At 68.0% G+C, this 14,311-nt stretch carries 14 protein-coding genes; 5 read left to right on the top strand and 9 right to left on the bottom strand.

From position 1 onward, the window contains the following. Window position 1 precedes the first annotated feature (1 nt). The 3 genes from rlmN to DLJ53_RS02100 all read right to left on the bottom strand — a co-directional run bounded on the left by rlmN (window position 2) and on the right by DLJ53_RS02100 (window position 2,909). Complete coding sequence (gene rlmN / locus DLJ53_RS02110) at window positions 2-1,210, bottom strand: dual-specificity RNA methyltransferase RlmN (RefSeq protein WP_111341915.1); 1,209 nt, start codon at window positions 1,208-1,210, stop codon at window positions 2-4. Continuing rightward, complete coding sequence (locus tag DLJ53_RS02105) at window positions 1,210-1,707, bottom strand: invasion associated locus B family protein (protein WP_111341913.1); 498 nt, start codon at window positions 1,705-1,707, stop codon at window positions 1,210-1,212. Before DLJ53_RS02105 ends, rlmN begins: the two co-directional genes overlap by 1 nt. Window positions 1,708-2,024: 317 nt before the next feature. Next, window positions 2,025-2,909 (bottom strand): LysR family transcriptional regulator, encoded by an 885-nt coding sequence (locus DLJ53_RS02100; RefSeq protein ID WP_111341911.1) that lies wholly within the window; start codon window positions 2,907-2,909, stop codon window positions 2,025-2,027. A 103-nt stretch (window positions 2,910-3,012) separates the two neighbouring features. Between DLJ53_RS02100 and DLJ53_RS02095 the strand changes: the two genes are divergently transcribed. Next, window positions 3,013-3,228 (top strand): DUF1127 domain-containing protein, encoded by a 216-nt coding sequence (locus DLJ53_RS02095; RefSeq protein ID WP_202912959.1) that lies wholly within the window; start codon window positions 3,013-3,015, stop codon window positions 3,226-3,228. A 289-nt stretch (window positions 3,229-3,517) separates the two neighbouring features. Here the strand turns inward: DLJ53_RS02095 and DLJ53_RS02090 are convergent, their stop codons facing one another. The 4 genes from DLJ53_RS02090 to ispG form a co-directional block, all read right to left on the bottom strand. Beyond that, window positions 3,518-3,886: a YkvA family protein gene (locus DLJ53_RS02090; RefSeq protein ID WP_111341909.1), complete on the bottom strand. Its 369-nt coding sequence runs from the start codon at window positions 3,884-3,886 to the stop codon at window positions 3,518-3,520. Continuing rightward, window positions 3,883-4,164, bottom strand: coding sequence for a 4a-hydroxytetrahydrobiopterin dehydratase (locus DLJ53_RS02085; RefSeq protein WP_111341907.1), 282 nt, complete (start codon window positions 4,162-4,164; stop codon window positions 3,883-3,885). The genes DLJ53_RS02090 and DLJ53_RS02085 overlap by 4 nt, the downstream gene beginning before the upstream one ends. 112 nt (window positions 4,165-4,276) lie before the next feature. Then, entirely contained in the window at window positions 4,277-4,561 is a 285-nt protein-coding gene (locus DLJ53_RS02080) for a hypothetical protein (RefSeq protein ID WP_111341905.1), read from the bottom strand. 181 nt (window positions 4,562-4,742) lie between these two features. Continuing rightward, entirely contained in the window at window positions 4,743-5,990 is a 1,248-nt protein-coding gene (gene ispG / locus DLJ53_RS02075) for a flavodoxin-dependent (E)-4-hydroxy-3-methylbut-2-enyl-diphosphate synthase (RefSeq protein ID WP_111341903.1), read from the bottom strand. Between the two features lie 340 nt (window positions 5,991-6,330). On the opposite strand from ispG, the gene DLJ53_RS02070 reads away from it, so the two are divergent. From DLJ53_RS02070 to DLJ53_RS02055, 4 genes are read left to right on the top strand one after another with little or no spacing between them, the layout of a single operon-like run. Then, window positions 6,331-7,107 carry a 3-hydroxybutyrate dehydrogenase gene (locus tag DLJ53_RS02070; RefSeq protein WP_111341901.1) on the top strand — a complete coding sequence of 259 codons (777 nt, stop codon included), beginning with the start codon at window positions 6,331-6,333 and terminating at the stop codon, window positions 7,105-7,107. Between the two features lie 19 nt (window positions 7,108-7,126). Further along, window positions 7,127-8,068, top strand: a complete 942-nt coding sequence (locus tag DLJ53_RS02065) for an endonuclease/exonuclease/phosphatase family protein (RefSeq protein ID WP_111341899.1) — start codon at window positions 7,127-7,129, stop codon at window positions 8,066-8,068. A 46-nt stretch (window positions 8,069-8,114) separates the two neighbouring features. After that, window positions 8,115-9,128: a patatin-like phospholipase family protein gene (locus DLJ53_RS02060; RefSeq protein ID WP_111341897.1), complete on the top strand. Its 1,014-nt coding sequence runs from the start codon at window positions 8,115-8,117 to the stop codon at window positions 9,126-9,128. A gap of 58 nt (window positions 9,129-9,186) precedes the next feature. Beyond that, on the top strand, window positions 9,187-11,001 hold the full coding sequence (locus tag DLJ53_RS02055) for a monovalent cation:proton antiporter-2 (CPA2) family protein (RefSeq protein WP_111341895.1): 1,815 nt from the start codon (window positions 9,187-9,189) through the stop codon (window positions 10,999-11,001). A 100-nt stretch (window positions 11,002-11,101) separates the two neighbouring features. Here the strand turns inward: DLJ53_RS02055 and DLJ53_RS02050 are convergent, their stop codons facing one another. Together DLJ53_RS02050 and DLJ53_RS02045 are read right to left on the bottom strand one after the other, a co-directional pair. Then, window positions 11,102-12,436 carry an HlyD family type I secretion periplasmic adaptor subunit gene (locus DLJ53_RS02050; protein WP_111341893.1) on the bottom strand — a complete coding sequence of 445 codons (1,335 nt, stop codon included), beginning with the start codon at window positions 12,434-12,436 and terminating at the stop codon, window positions 11,102-11,104. Between the two features lie 21 nt (window positions 12,437-12,457). Continuing rightward, window positions 12,458-14,257, bottom strand: coding sequence for a type I secretion system permease/ATPase (locus DLJ53_RS02045; protein ID WP_111341891.1), 1,800 nt, complete (start codon window positions 14,255-14,257; stop codon window positions 12,458-12,460). Window positions 14,258-14,311: the final 54 nt, after the last annotated feature.

Genomic DNA, 14,311 nt, shown 5'->3' with positions numbered 1-14,311 from the left:
GCTAGACCGCCTCGGCCCGTCGCTCGCGCGCGGACACCTTCTGCGAGGCGGACTTCAGCTGCCCGCAGGCGGCCAGAATGTCCTGCCCGCGCGGGGTGCGGACCGGCGACGCGTAGCCCGCGCGGTTCACGATGTCGGCGAACGCCTCGATCTGGTCCCAGTCCGAGCACTCGTACGGCGCGCCGGGCCAGGAGTTGAACGGGATCAGGTTGATCTTGGCCGGGATGCCGCGGATCAGCTCGACCAGCGCCCGCGCGTCGGCGAGGCTGTCGTTCACGCCCTTCAGCATCACGTACTCGAACGTGATGCGCCGCGCGTTGGAGAGGCCCGGATAGTTCCGGCACGCGTCCATCAGCTGGGCGATCGGGTACTTGCGGTTGATCGGCACCAGCACGTCGCGCAGCTCGTCCCGCACGGCGTGGAGGGAGATCGCGAGGAGGACGCCCATCTCCGCGCCGACGCGCTCGATGGTCGGGACGACGCCCGAGGTCGACAGCGTGATGCGGCGCTTGGAGAGGGACAGCCCGTCGCCGTCCGACACCACCGCCATCGCGGCCTTCACGTTGTCGAAATTGTAGAGCGGCTCGCCCATGCCCATGAGGACGACGTTCGAGACCATGCGGCCCTCGACGGGACCCTTGGCTGCGCGCTCGGCGCCCACGAAGTCACCCAGGCGGCGGCGCGCGAAGACGACCTGCTCGACGATCTCGCCGGCGGTCAGGTTGCGCACCATGCGCTGAGTGCCGGTGTGGCAGAAGGTGCAGTTCAGCGTGCAGCCGACCTGGGAGGAGACGCAGAGTGTCCCGCGGGTCTCCTCGGGGATGTAGACGGTCTCGACCTCGACCGGGCGGCCGGCGCCCTTGGCCGGGAAGCGCAGGAGCCACTTGCGCGTGCCGTCCGAGGAGATCTGCTCCTCGACCATTTCCGCGCTGCCGACGGGCAGCCGGTCGGCGAGGGCCTGGCGGACCGGGGCGGCGACGTTGGTCATCGTCGAGAGGTCCTCGACCCCGCGGACGTAGAGCCAGTGCCAGAGCTGGGCGGTTCGCATCGCGATCTGCCCCGGCGGGACGCCGATGGCCGCGAGATGGCCGGCGAGCTCGGCGCGCGAGGCGCCGATGAGCTGCGGTTCGCCCTCCACGTCGAGCGCGCGCACCTCGGGCGTGATGGCCTCGGGGGCGGAGCGTCGTTTCAGGAGAGCGAGGTTCGCCATCAGTTCTTACAACCCGATGAAATCCGGTCGGAGCCCGCCGTCACGCCGGACAGCGAGAAGGTATAGGTGGTCTCGGTACCGCGGGCGGATTTGCCTTTGACGGTCATCCGGCTGCCGGCGCGCATTGCAGCAACCAACTGGGCTTCGTCGGCCGGAGATTCAACCCAGGCCCCGTCATCCTTGGTGAACATCGTGAACTCGCGGCCGTCGATGTCGACCGTCACCGTGGAGTCCGGCGCGAAGGGGTAGCCGACGAGGACGCTTGCCTCATTGGTGACATCATCGCCCGGGCGCGTGGTCAGGAAGAAGAACACGTCGCCATGATTGCGATTGGGTGGCGCGAGGGTCTTCGGCTTCGTCAAGACGTAACAGGTGGTCTTGCCGTTCGCCTCGTAACGATAAGCTTCCCAGTCGCCATACTGCTGCAAGAGTTGGGGCACCTGCGCGCTGGCGGATAAGGGGAAAAGGATGAGGATGAGGGCTGCGATCGACCGCATTCGGGATAGTCCTTGTCCTTGGTCCGTCGAGGCACACTCCACCCTTTTCAGGTGAGGCGCGCCGGGGTCAAGCCCCGCTCCATTACCGGTTGGCCATGATTCGCCATGATTCAGCGATCTTGACCGTGGGACGGGGGGCACACTCAAGCACTATGACCGGCAGGCATTGAAAAGACCGTGAACAACGGTCCGTCATGATCCGCGTCGGCGTTGTGCTCTGGGGGTACGGCGGCCGGCTTGCGCGAAGCTGGCGCGGGGCTCCCCCCACGCCGCATCGACGCTGTCACCGGCTCGTTCGAACCTTGTGCCTCGGGCCCTTACTCCGCGGCGAGGGGAAGGTCTAGGGTCGGAGCGGCGCGCCACATGTCGCGGAGGACGTCCGCGAGCTTCTGGGCGAGGCCGGCATTCGGCCCGTCGGCCACGTACATGGCGATGTAAGTGGTCGGCAGCGGCGGCAAGGAACCGCCGTGCTCGATCTGCGCGAGCTGCGGCGGCAGCGTGTCCTCGATGCCGGCATGAACCGCGAGATCCGCCGCGACCGTCGCCTCGACAGTGCGTATCGACAGCGACTCGACCGCCATCACCCAGGGAATGCCCGCATCGTCGAGCGCCCGCTGCACCCAGGGGCGGAAAATGCAGCCGTTCTCGAACGCCAGCGGCAGCGGGCGGTTGCGGTAGGCCTGCCCGGCCGGCGCGCCGATCCAGACCAGCGGGCCGGCCTGCAGCACCTCCGCGCCCGGATCCGGCATCAGCTCGGTCGTCAGGATGACGTCCACCTCGCCCCGCGCGAACTGGTCCTTGAGGACGCTGGTGTAGGACGACTGGAGCTGCACGCGTACGCGCGGGTAGGTGCGCGCGAAGAGGCGCAGCACCTCCGGAATGTGCGGGTACACGACATCGTGAGGCGCGCCGAGGGTCAGGTCGCCCTGGAAGGACGGCTCCGTCAGCCGGGCGAGCGCCTCGTCGTTCAGCTCCAGCATGCGTCGGGCGTAGGAGGCGAGCTGCTCGCCCGCCGCGGTCGGCGTCATCCCCTTGCGCGCGCGGTCGAGGAGGGTGTGGCCGAGGCCCTCCTCCAGGCGCTTCAGCTGCATGGAGACGGCGGACTGGGTCAGGTTCAGTCGCTTGGCGGCGCGCGTCACGCCGCCGTGCTCGACGATGGCGAGAAAGCTTCTGAGAGCTGCGAGATCCAGGGTCCGAACCATAACATCAAATCCAGTGATCAAAGGGATCAGGACGTTTCGTTTTACTTATGATCTTTGGGCGCCCAAATCAACGGTGCAACGGCTGGCATAAGGAGGACGGCCTGTGGAACACGTTCTGTCTCATATCACCCTACCCAAGGCAGGTTGGATCAAACGCGCCCGCATCGTCGGCCACTGGCTCGACGTATGGACCGAGCGACGTCACCTCGAGCGCCTGGACGAGCGCATGCTCGCAGATATTGGGCTGACGGACGTGGAGGCGCGAACCGAGAGCCAGCGTCCGGCCTGGGATCTGCCGCGCGACCGCTTCGGCTGGTAACGCCCCGGCGAGACACGCAAACGAGTGGCCGCCCCAGGGGCCGGCCGCTCCCCGCGTAACCTCATACCCCTTTACCCCCGAAGGATCCAGCCGGCCCCGCCATAAGCGGAGCCTATCGGGTCCTGCCGCAGCCTCGGCCGCTCTCTCCGCCGGGGCTGCGGTTGGGGTGCCGGGTCGCCAGTGACGGGCCCGACGGCGCGCGGCGCCGGACGGGGCGCCCGACATCCGATTTTCCCGACATTCCATCGGCCCGGCGCTCCGGTCGCCGCCTGCCGTTTCGCCCCGCGGTTCAGTCGGCGAGGGCCTTCGCGGCGCGTTCGCGGTGGCGGTCGGTGATGTGGCTCGCCATCAGCGCCATCGCGCCGAGGAGCACCGTCACGTCGTCGCTGAAGCCGATTCCCAGGAGCATGTCCGGGATCGCGTCGATCGGCGTCACGAAATAGACCAGCGCGCCCAGCATCGTGGCGCGCACACGGAACGGCACCTTCGGGTCGAGCGCGCAGAAGTAGGCGGCCACGAGGTCCTGCGAGAACGGGATGTGCCGGGCGGCCATGCGCAGCGTCGGCCAGAACCTGCGGCGAACCTTCGCCTCGTCCTCCTCGAGCCGTTCGGCCCCGTCGGGGCCGAGGATCTCTCCGATGCGTACTTCGTCGTTCATGTCCGCCCCCCGGCGGCGCGGTCGATCTCCCGCGCCAGCGCGAAATCCTTCTCGGTCAGTCCGCCGGTATCGTGCGTCGTCAGGCGGATCGACACGCGATTATAGACGTTCGACCACTCCGGGTGGTGGTTCATTTTCTCGGCCGTCAGCGCGACCTGGGTCATGAACCCGAATGCCTCGTTGAAGGTCTTGAACTTCAGCGTCCGGAGAATGGCCGCACCGCCCGCCTCGACCTCCCAGTCGTTGAGGCCGGACACGTCGACTGCCTCTGTCTCCATGCTCACCCTTCGCCCTCCGATTGGCCACGAATGCCGACGAAGAGACATAGGGTGAATGCGCCCGCTGATAAGAGCCGGACCTTCGAAGGGGCCGCGCGCGGCCCCGGCGCGATCAGAAGCCGAAGATCACGCGGTCGCCCGGGCGACGCAGGCGGTTCACGAGCTCCTTGTGCTCGTGGCGGTTGTTGTAGCCGGAGAAGCGGCGGCTGCCGATGCGCTGGTTGTAGGAGTTGAAATCGAGCGCGGTCGAGAACTGCGCGTTGGTGATCACGTGGGTGCGCGAGCCGTCCGGATGGTTGATCCAGGAGGAGCCCAGCATCCGGTTGTCCGGATCGGCGAGGGCGGGGCCGGAGACGGCGGCGAGAATGAGGGTGGCAGCGGTCAGGGTGCGAAGCATTGTCAGTATCCTTTGGCGAAAAACGATGCGCCAAAGCTGTCCATGCGGAGGCCCCTCTTCAACCACCGCTTGCCACGCACAAGACAATCTGTGAGCCAGGTCACACCCGCAGGATCCCTGCCGATTCTCGCCACATCGGCGCCGCAGAGACAGCCGCGGGGACGAGGGATGGGCCTCCCGGCTAAACCTTAGAGTAGCGCCGGGCGACGTAGTCCTCGACGATCGCCTTGAACTCGCCGGCGATGTTGGCGCCGCGCAGGGTCATCGCCTTCTCGCCGTCGATGAAGACGGGCGCTGCCGGCATCTCTCCGGTGCCGGGCAGCGAGATGCCGATGTCTGCGTGCTTGGACTCGCCGGGGCCGTTGACGATGCAGCCCATCACCGCGACCTTGAGCCGCTCCACGCCCGGATAGTCCTGCTTCCAGACCTGCATCTGGCGGCCGATGTAGCCCTGGATGTCCTGGGCGAGCTCCTGGAAGACCGTCGACGTGGTGCGCCCGCAGCCGGGGCAGGCCGAGACCACCGGCAGGAAGGCGCGGAAACCCATGGTCTGCAGCAGCTCCTGCGCGACCTTCACCTCAAGCGTCCGGTCGCCGCCGGGCTCCGGCGTCAGCGAGATGCGGATGGTGTCGCCGATGCCCTCCTGCAGGAGGATGCCGAGCGCCGCCGACGAGGCGACGATGCCCTTCGAGCCCATGCCGGCCTCGGTGAGGCCGAGATGCAGCGCGTACTCGCACCGTGCGGCGAGGTCGCGGTAGACCGCGATCAGTTCCTGAACGTCCGAGACCTTGGCCGAGATCAGGATCTTGTCCGCCGGCAGCCCCAGCTCCACCGCGCGGTCGGCCGAGGAGACGCCGGACTGCACCATCGCCTCGCGCAGCACCGCCGCCGCCGACACCGGCGTCGCCGACGCGTTGTTCTGGTCCATCAGGTGGGTGAGGAGGTCCTGGTCGAGCGAGCCCCAGTTGACGCCGATGCGCACCGGCTTGTCGTACCGGCAGGCCATCTCGATGATCGAGGCGAACTGCGTGTCGCGCTTGGCCTTGAAGCCGACGTTGCCGGGGTTGATCCGGTACTTCGCCAGCGCCTCGGCGCAGCCCGGATGGTCGGCGAGGAGCTTGTGGCCGATGTAGTGGAAGTCGCCCACCAGCGGGACCGTCACCCCGCGCGCGGCGAGAAGGTCGCGGATCCTGGGGACAGCGGCGGCCGACTCGTCCCGGTCCACGGTAATGCGCACGAGCTCGGAGCCGGCGGCCGCCAGCGCCGCCACCTGGTCGACGGTGGCCGCGATATCGGCCGTATCGGTGTTGGTCATGGACTGGACGACGATGGGTGCGTCCCCGCCCACGATCACCCCGCCGACGTCCACCGGAATGGAGCGTCGCCGCTCTTTGGGGCCCGATGCGACGATGGGGCTGACGATGTTCATGGGGCCTCTCCGTGCGCTGGTGCGGGATATACGGCGTTGCCCGGCGCGGAGCAAACCGTTGCGGCAAGATTGCCGGCGCCGCCGCGCACCCCCGCCCTACGCGACGACGCCGCCGCCTGCGGGCCGTCCGGACCACCGCCGGGCGGCGATGTGCGTGCCCATACAAAGGATTGTGAAGCTTTATCCATGCGCAGAATCTGGCCGTTTTTTGACTTGTGCAGTGCAACGAAGGCGTTAATTCTGAGGGCAACGGGATGGCGGAGACAGGGGCGACGGATGAGCCGCGGCTCCGGACACCGCCTCGATCCAGACAGCGCCATGCGGCGCAGGGAGATCTTCCATGCTTAAGGGTAAGTCCGCCGTCATCACCGGCTCCACCTCCGGCATCGGCCTCGCCTACGCGAAGGCGCTCGCGGACGAAGGCGTCAACGTCATGATCAACGGCTTCGGCCCGGCCGACGAGATCGAGACCGAGCGCAAGGGCCTGGAAGCACGCGGCGTCAAGGCCATCTACAACGCGGCCGACATGACCAAGCCCGCCGAGATCGCCGACATGATCGCCACCGCCAAGGCGGAGCTCGGCTCGGTGGACATCCTGATCAACAACGCCGGCATCCAGCATGTCGCCGGGATCGCCGAGTTTCCGGACGAGAAGTGGGACGCGATCATCGCGATCAACCTCTCCTCCGCCTTCCACACCTGCAAGCACGCGGTGCCGCTGATGCGCGAGGCGGGCTGGGGCCGCATCATCAACACCGCCTCGGCGCACGCCAAGGTCGCCTCGCCCGGCAAGGTCGCCTACGTCGCCGCCAAGCACGGCATCGCCGGCCTCACCAAGACCGTCGCCCTCGAGACCGCCGAGGACAAGATCACCGTCAACGCCATCTGCCCCGGCTACGTCTGGACCCCGCTCGTCGAGAAGCAGATCCCGGATACCGCCAGGACCCGCGGCATCACCGAGGAGCAGGTCAAGCACGACGTCCTCCTCGCCGCGCAGCCGACCAAGGAGTTCGTGACGGTCGAGCAGGTCGCCTCCCTCGCGGTCTATCTCTGCACCGACGGTGCCGCCTCGATCACCGGCACGCTCCTCTCCATGGACGGGGGCTGGACCGCCTGATCCGATCCGTTTCCCCGGAATGAAGGTCATACTGCGCCTGTGGCGATGGGGCTGGGACCTCATCGCCATTGCCGGCGGGATTGCGATCCTCCTGGGATTTTTCGGTTCGGCGCACCCCGCGCTGGACAGCCTTTCTCATTTCCGCGCCCACCTCGCCGCCATCACGGCGATCGCGGCGTTCATGCGCATCGTCTCCGGCAGCGGCTTCGGCCGCGGGCTCTCGATGCTGATCCTGCTGCTCGCCTTCGTCGCCGGCATTCCGACCGCGCGCTACATGATCCCCGACTCGTCGGTGCGCCTCGACCCGGGGGAGACCTACTCGCTGCTGCAGTACAACGCGCGGCACAACGAGGTCGCCGTGTCGAACGTCATGCTGGACAAGCAGCCGGACTTCGCAACGCTGCAGGAAGTGACCGTCACGAAGCTCGAGATGAACAAGGAGCTGATGGCGCTCTACCCCTACCGCGCGAGCTGCGACAACGGTTCGCTGCGCGCGCAGGGCACCATCCTCCTGTCGAAGTACCCGTTCGAGGGCGAGCCGGTGTGCCAGCCCGGCTCCAACGTGGTGCGCGCGACGATCCTGCTGGGCGACCACGCCCTGACGCTCGTCACGCAGCACCTCCAGTGGCCGTGGCCCTACGGGCAGAAGGAGGCGCTTGCCGAGGACGTCGCGGCGCTGCGGACGATCAGCGGGGCAGCCATACTCGCGGGGGACTTCAACGCGGCGCCCTGGAGCGTCACCGTCAAGCGTTATGCATCGCTGACGCGTACCGCGCCGACCAAGGGTATCGGCCCGACATGGCTGCTAAGCGGTACGGATCTTTCGCTGCGGCCCTACGTTGGGTTGCCGATCGATAATATTCTAACATCCGGCGTCGCCATCGCTCAGGTCCAGCGCTTCGACCGCAAGGGGTCGGACCATATGCCCGTTCTGATGCGCTTCGCCTTCGAAGACTACTAGGAGAGCCGGCCTGACCACGGGCCGGCCCTGGCCCTGGGGACCGTCGATGGAACGCAAGAAGATCAACCTGGCCCTGCAAGGCGGAGGCGCCCACGGGGCCTTCACCTGGGGCGTCCTGACCGCTCTCATGGAGAGCGAGAAGGTCGACGTCTATGGGGTGACCGGCACGTCGGCCGGGGCGATGAACGCGGCCGTCATGGTCTCGGGCTTCGTCAAGAACGGCAAGGACGGCGCGGTCACCGCGCTCGACAGCTTCTGGCGCGACGTCTCCGAGGCGGCGCGCTTCTCCCCGTTCCAGCGGACCATCCTCGACCGCGCGCTCGGCAACTGGAGTCTCGATTCCTCGCCCACCTACCTCGCCTTCGACCTCGCCTCGCGGTTCATCTCCCCGGCGCTCGCCAACCCGCTCGACATCAACCCGCTGCGGCCCATCGTCGAGGCCTACGTGGACCTCGAGGCGGTGGCGAGCTGCGAGTCGATCAAGCTGTTCGTCGCCGCGACCAACGTGCGGACCGGCAAGGCGCGCATCTTCGGCCAGAACGAGCTGTCGGTCGACGCGCTGCTGGCCTCCGCGTGCGTGCCGGAGCTGTTCTCGCCGGTGTTCATCGACGGCGTGCCGTACTGGGACGGCGGCTTCATGGGCAATCCGCCCCTCTACCCGCTGTTCTACAACACCGACGTGCCCGACACCGTGATCGTCCAGATCAACCCGATCGAGCGCAGCGACACGCCCGTCACCGCGCGCGAGATCGTCAACCGCGTGAACGAGATCACATTCAACGCCTCGCTCCTGAAGGAGCTGCGCGCCGTGCGCTTCGTGACGCGTCTGATCGAAGAGGGTAAGCTCAACAAGGACGACTACATGCGCGTGCTCGTGCATCGGATCGCGAGTCCGGAGCTCGTACCGCTGTCGGCCTCCTCGAAGCTGAACGGCGAGTGGTCGTTCCTGCGCCACCTCAACGATATCGGCCAACGAGCGGCCCGCGAGTGGCTCGATGCCCATTACGAGGACATCGGCGTGCGCGACAGTATCGACCTGGCGGAAGAAATCGCGTCCTGATCTCCGCCGGCACTCGACGACACAACCGACGCTTGGCGGCCGCTGAAGAGGGACACACATGAACGGCGACCACACGCCAGCCTATCTGACCGCGCTCGCCTTCCTGGCCGCCGCGGTCGTCTTCGTGCCGATCGCCAAGCGCCTCGGCCTCGGCGCGGTCCTGGGGTACCTGATCGCCGGTGTCCTCCTCGGCCCGTCGCTCATCGGCATCACCCGCGAGCCGGAGGAGATCGTCGAGTTCGCCGAGCTCGGCGTCGTGTTCCTGCTCTTCCTGATCGGACTGGAGCTCAATCCGCACCGGCTCTGGGCGATGCGGCGGGACATCTTCGGCCTCGGCCTGCTGCAGGTCGTGCTGTGCGCGGGCCTCATCATGACGTACCCGCTGCTCATCGGGGAGAACTGGCATACCGCCGTGGTCGCCGGCCTCGGCCTCGCCCTCTCCTCGACCGCGCTGGTCATGCAGCTCATCGAGGAGCGCGGGTCGATGCGGCTGCCGTACGGGCAGAAGTCCTTCGCGATCCTCCTCATGCAGGACCTCGCCATCGTTCCGCTGCTCCTCATCGTGGCGCTGCTCGCGCCCGGCGAGTCGATGGACGGGGACGACGTCGCCTTCAGCATCGTCACGGCGCTGGCCGCGGTCGGCGGCGTGGTGGTGATCGGGCACTACCTGCTGTCGCCGATGTTCCGGGTTCTCGCCCGCTTCGGCGGCACCGAGATCATGACGGCCGCGACGCTCCTCGTGGTCCTCGCCTCGGCGACGGCGATGATGGCAGTCGGTCTCTCGATGGCGATGGGCGCCTTCCTCGCCGGCGTCATGCTGGCCGAGAGCAACTACCGGCACGAGCTGGAGGCGGACATCGAGCCGTTCCGCGGTCTTCTCCTAGGCCTCTTCTTCCTCGCCGTGGGGATGACCATCGACCTCGGCCTGATCTGGGACCACTGGCCGACCATCGTCGGCGGCCTGATCACGATGATCATCTTCAAGTCGCTGATGATCTACGGCCTGGTCCGCCTCTTCGGCGGAGACCACGCGACCGCGACCAAGACCGGCCTGCTGCTCTCCCAGGGCGGCGAATTCGGCTTCGTGCTCTACACCGCGGCGGAGCGGCGCGGGCTCATCTCGGCGGACAACGCGAGCCTCCTCATCGCTGTGGTGACCATCTCGATGGTCACGACGCCCTTCCTCATCCGCTTCCTCGCCCCGCGGCTCATCCCGAAGAAGCCCGCCCCGACCATGACGGAGAACTACGACGACGCCGACGGGGACATCCTGATCATCGGCTTCGGCCGCTTCGGCCAGCTCGTGTCGCAGATGTTCCTCGCCGGCGGCTACCGGCCGATCATCCTCGACAACGACGCGGAGCGCGTGACGGAGGCGCGCCGGTTCGGCAGCCGCGTCTATTACGGCGAAGGAGCACGGCTCGACGTGTTGCGGTCCGTCGGGGCGCACCGGTGCCGGCTGATCGCGGTCTGCACGTCGCCGGCCGATCACACCAACGCCATCGTCGGGCTCATCAAGGAGCAGTTCCCGGGGGTGAAGGTGTTCGCCCGTGCCTTCGACCGCCGCCATGCGCTGACGCTGCTCGGCACGGGGGTCGACTACCAGCGCCGCGAGACGATCGACTCGGCGATCCGCTTCGGGCGCGACGCGCTGGTCGAGCTCGGCCTCGAGCCCAGCCTCGCCAGCGAGACCGAGGAGCTGGTGCGCAAGCGCGACAGCGAGCGGCTCGACTTCCAGCGCCTGGAAGGGCTGGTGGAAGGGCACCGCAAGTGGGCGCAGGTGACGCCGGAGCCCTTCACGAACCTCGCCCCCGGCGACGACGGCGACGCGCCCGCACTGCCGGACCCGAACAAGAAGGAAGCGGCCGAGTAGGGACCCGGCCGCTTCCTACGGTTTGGCGGCCCCTGACGCGCCGCGTGCGGTCCGGGGCCTTTCGCGGGGTGGGCGCCCGGGCTCGCGGGCGCCGCGCCGGTCAGGACTCGCGCCAGGCGCGGCGGATCTGCTGGGTCAGCGGCTTGGTCAGGTACTGCACCACGGTCTGGCCGCCGGTGGAGATGTAGACCTCCGCGGGCATGCCGGGCATCAGCACGAGATCCTCGGGCAGCCGGTCGAGCTCGCCCTCCTTCAGCGCGACGCGCACGACGTAGTAGCTGGTGCCGAGCTTCTCGTCGAAGCTCGCCTCGGCGGCCACGAACTTCACTTCGCCCTGGAGCTGCGGCGTCGTCTTGTAGCTGAACGCCGAGAGGACGATGGTCGCCTCCTGGCCGATCGCGACCTGGTCGACGTCGGTCGGCGAGATGCGCGTCTCGATGATCAGCTTGTCCGCCTCGGGGACGATCTGCATGATCGTCTGCGCCGGCTGGACCACGCCGCCCACCGTGTGGACCTCGAGCTCGAACACCGTGCCGTCGGTCGGCGAGCGGATGTCCATGCGCTTCAGCTGGAAGTCGGCGGCGATGCGCTTTTCCTTCAGGTTCGCGAGCTCGGGCTCGATCTCGGTGATCTCCGAGAAGGTCTTCTCGCGCTGGTCGGTCTTGATCGACAGCACCTCGAGCTGCGTCTCGCTGATCTTGCCCTGGGCGACGGCGATCTGGGCGATCAGGTCGCCGCGCTCACCCTCGAGGCGCGTGCGGTTGCGGCGCAGGTTGACGATCTTGTCGCGCGTGGTGCGGCCGCGATCATAGAGGTCGCCGAGGACGCTGAGCTCCTCGTCGATCAGCGAGATCTCGTCTTCCTTCGCCTTCTGCTGCGCCTTGAGGCCCTCGATCTGCTGCTCGAGCTGGCCGATGCGCTCGTTGAGGCGGTCGACCTGGCCGGACATCGTCTCCTTGCGGGCGCTGAAGACCTTCTCCTCGGAGGCCATGGCGCGCTTGACGGTGTCGTCGTCGAGGCGATGGGCGAGCTCGGGCGAAGGGGTGATGTCCTCGGCGTCCTCGCGCTCGGCCTCGAGCCGGGCGAGGCGCGCCTCCATGGCGACGATCTGGCCGTCGACGAGGGCGCGGTTGGCGGCGACGAGGGTCTCGTCGAGGCGGATCAGGAGGTCGCCGGCGTCCACCTGGTCGCCGTCCTGCACCATGATCTCGCCGACGATGCCGCCGTCCGGGTGCTGGATCTGCTTCACGTTGGAGGCGACGACGATCTTGCCGGTCGCGACCACCGCCGAGGCGAGCTTGGCAGTGGCGGCCCAGCCGCCGAAGCCGAACAGGAGCGCGAAGCACGCCACCGTCCCGCCGATCACGTAGCCGCGGATCGAGGAGGAGAACTTCGGCTTGGGCGGAGCCGCGCCTGGTTTCACTGGGAGGGCCATAATCTCTCGTCCGTCAGCGTGTTACGCGTTGCTTGAACTGGTCGAGGCCTGGGCGGTGGCCGCCTCAGCCTGCTGCGGATCGTCCGCGCCGTCCGAGGCCGCCGGGCGGCGTCCCTGGAGCTGCGGCGTCGGACGGACGTTGTCGACCTTCTCCCGGCGCATGACCTTCTTGAGGACTTCGTCGCGGTCGCCGAAGTCGGCCATGCGGCCGTTCTCGATCAGGCAGAGCTTGTCCGTCGCCGACAGGGCCGAGGGCCGGTGCGCGACGACCACGATGATCGCCCCGCGCTGCTTGCAGATGGTGATGGCCCGGTTGAGGGCGCTGTCGCCGTAGCCGTCGAGGTTGGAGTTCGGCTCGTCGAGGACGATCAGGAACGGGTCGCCGTAGAGGGCGCGGGCGAGCGCGATGCGCTGGCGCTGGCCGGCCGACAGGGTGGCGCCCTGGTCGCCGATGGCGGTGGAGTAGCCGTCCTTGAAGGACAGGACGAGGTCGTGGCAGCCGGCGATCTTGGCGGCGGCGATGATCTTCTCGTCCTGCGCCTCGGGGTCGAAGCGGGCGATGTTCTGGGCGATGGTGCCCTCGAACAGCTCGACGTCCTGCGGCAGGTAGCCGACGTGGCGGCCGAGCGTCTCGGGCTTCCACTGCGGCAGCGGCGCGCCGTCGAGGGCGATCGTGCCGCGGGCCGCCGGCCACACCCCGACGAGGGCGCGGGCGAGGGTCGACTTGCCGGAGCCGGACTGGCCGATGATGCCGAGCGCGGTGCCCGCCTTCACCTGGAAGCGGATGTCGAGGAGGGTCGGGGTGCGCGAGCCGGGGGGCAGCACCGTCACGGCGTCCAGCGTGAGGTCGCGGTGCGGCGCGGGCAGGTCGATCGCCTGCACCGGCGTCGGGCGGTCGAACAGCGTCTTCAGGCGGCGGTAGGCCTGCTGCGCGGCGAGCATGCCGCGCCAGTTCTGCACGGCCATCTCCACCGGCTGCAGGCCGCGCGCCATGATGATCGACGAGGCGATCATCGCGCCGGGGGTGATATACTGCTCGATCGCGAGGTAGGCGCCGAGGGCGAGGACGGCCGACTGCAGGAACAGGCGGAAGATCTTCGACATCACCGACGACAGGCCGACGACGTCGGCGGCCTTGGCGTTGGCGGCGAGGAACTTCTCGTTGACGTTGTCCCAGACCGTTCCGACCGCGCCGAGCATGCCCATGCCGTGCAGGACCTCGGCGTTGCGGCGGCCGGAGTTCACCACCGCGTTGCGCTGCGTCGAGAACTCGCCCGACACCTTCATCGCCGGGCGGGCGACGCGGTCGGTCACGAAGGCGATGGTGAAGAGGATCACGGCGCCGAGGAGCGCGAGCATGCCGAGCATCGGGTGGATCGCGAAGACGATCGCGATGTAGATCGGCATCCACGGCATGTCGAAGAGCGCGGTCACGCCGGGCGAGGAGAAGAACTGGCGGAGCTGGTCGACGTCGCGCACCGGCTCGGACTTGGCGGCGAGGGGGCCGGCCTGCACCGGCGCGGAGACCTGGGCGAGGAAGGCCGACCGGCCGACGGCCTCGTCGAAGCGGTGGCCGATGCGCGTCAGGATCCGGTAGCGCACCAGGTCGATGATGCCCATGAAGAAATAGAGGCCCACGACGAGGCCGGTCAGCGCGATCAAGGTCGGCACGGAGCGACTGGTCAGCACCCGGTCGTAGATCTGCAGCATAAACAGCGGACCGGTCAGCATCAGGATGTTGACCACGCAACTGAATGCAGCAACCGACATGAAGGTGCGCCGGGTCGACGCTATGGCGTTGGCAAGAATATTCGACGACATTGGGCGGCAGCCCCTCGCAGTTCCGTGCATTGATAATTGGGAACGATCCCTCGA

The organism is Acuticoccus sediminis (genome assembly GCF_003258595.1).
Lineage (GTDB): Bacteria > Pseudomonadota > Alphaproteobacteria > Rhizobiales > Amorphaceae > Acuticoccus > Acuticoccus sediminis.
This window is presented reverse-complemented; position numbering and strand designations above follow the sequence as displayed.

Excerpts from the sequence above, each read along its gene's own strand:
- rlmN (WP_111341915.1), bottom strand. The coding sequence starts at position 1,210 with ATGGCGAACCTCGCTCTCCTGAAACGACGCTCCGCCCCCGAGGCCATC.
- DLJ53_RS02070 (WP_111341901.1), top strand. The coding sequence starts at position 6,331 with ATGCTTAAGGGTAAGTCCGCCGTCATCACCGGCTCCACCTCCGGCATC.
- ispG (WP_111341903.1), bottom strand. The coding sequence starts at position 5,990 with ATGAACATCGTCAGCCCCATCGTCGCATCGGGCCCCAAAGAGCGGCGA.
- DLJ53_RS02100 (WP_111341911.1), bottom strand. The coding sequence starts at position 2,909 with ATGGTTCGGACCCTGGATCTCGCAGCTCTCAGAAGCTTTCTCGCCATC.
- DLJ53_RS02055 (WP_111341895.1), top strand. The coding sequence starts at position 9,187 with ATGAACGGCGACCACACGCCAGCCTATCTGACCGCGCTCGCCTTCCTG.
- DLJ53_RS02085 (WP_111341907.1), bottom strand. The coding sequence starts at position 4,164 with ATGGAGACAGAGGCAGTCGACGTGTCCGGCCTCAACGACTGGGAGGTC.
- DLJ53_RS02050 (WP_111341893.1), bottom strand. The coding sequence starts at position 12,436 with ATGGCCCTCCCAGTGAAACCAGGCGCGGCTCCGCCCAAGCCGAAGTTC.
- DLJ53_RS02105 (WP_111341913.1), bottom strand. The coding sequence starts at position 1,707 with ATGCGGTCGATCGCAGCCCTCATCCTCATCCTTTTCCCCTTATCCGCC.
- DLJ53_RS02090 (WP_111341909.1), bottom strand. The coding sequence starts at position 3,886 with ATGAACGACGAAGTACGCATCGGAGAGATCCTCGGCCCCGACGGGGCC.
- DLJ53_RS02080 (WP_111341905.1), bottom strand. The coding sequence starts at position 4,561 with ATGCTTCGCACCCTGACCGCTGCCACCCTCATTCTCGCCGCCGTCTCC.
- DLJ53_RS02060 (WP_111341897.1), top strand. The coding sequence starts at position 8,115 with ATGGAACGCAAGAAGATCAACCTGGCCCTGCAAGGCGGAGGCGCCCAC.
- DLJ53_RS02065 (WP_111341899.1), top strand. The coding sequence starts at position 7,127 with ATGAAGGTCATACTGCGCCTGTGGCGATGGGGCTGGGACCTCATCGCC.
- DLJ53_RS02045 (WP_111341891.1), bottom strand. The coding sequence starts at position 14,257 with ATGTCGTCGAATATTCTTGCCAACGCCATAGCGTCGACCCGGCGCACC.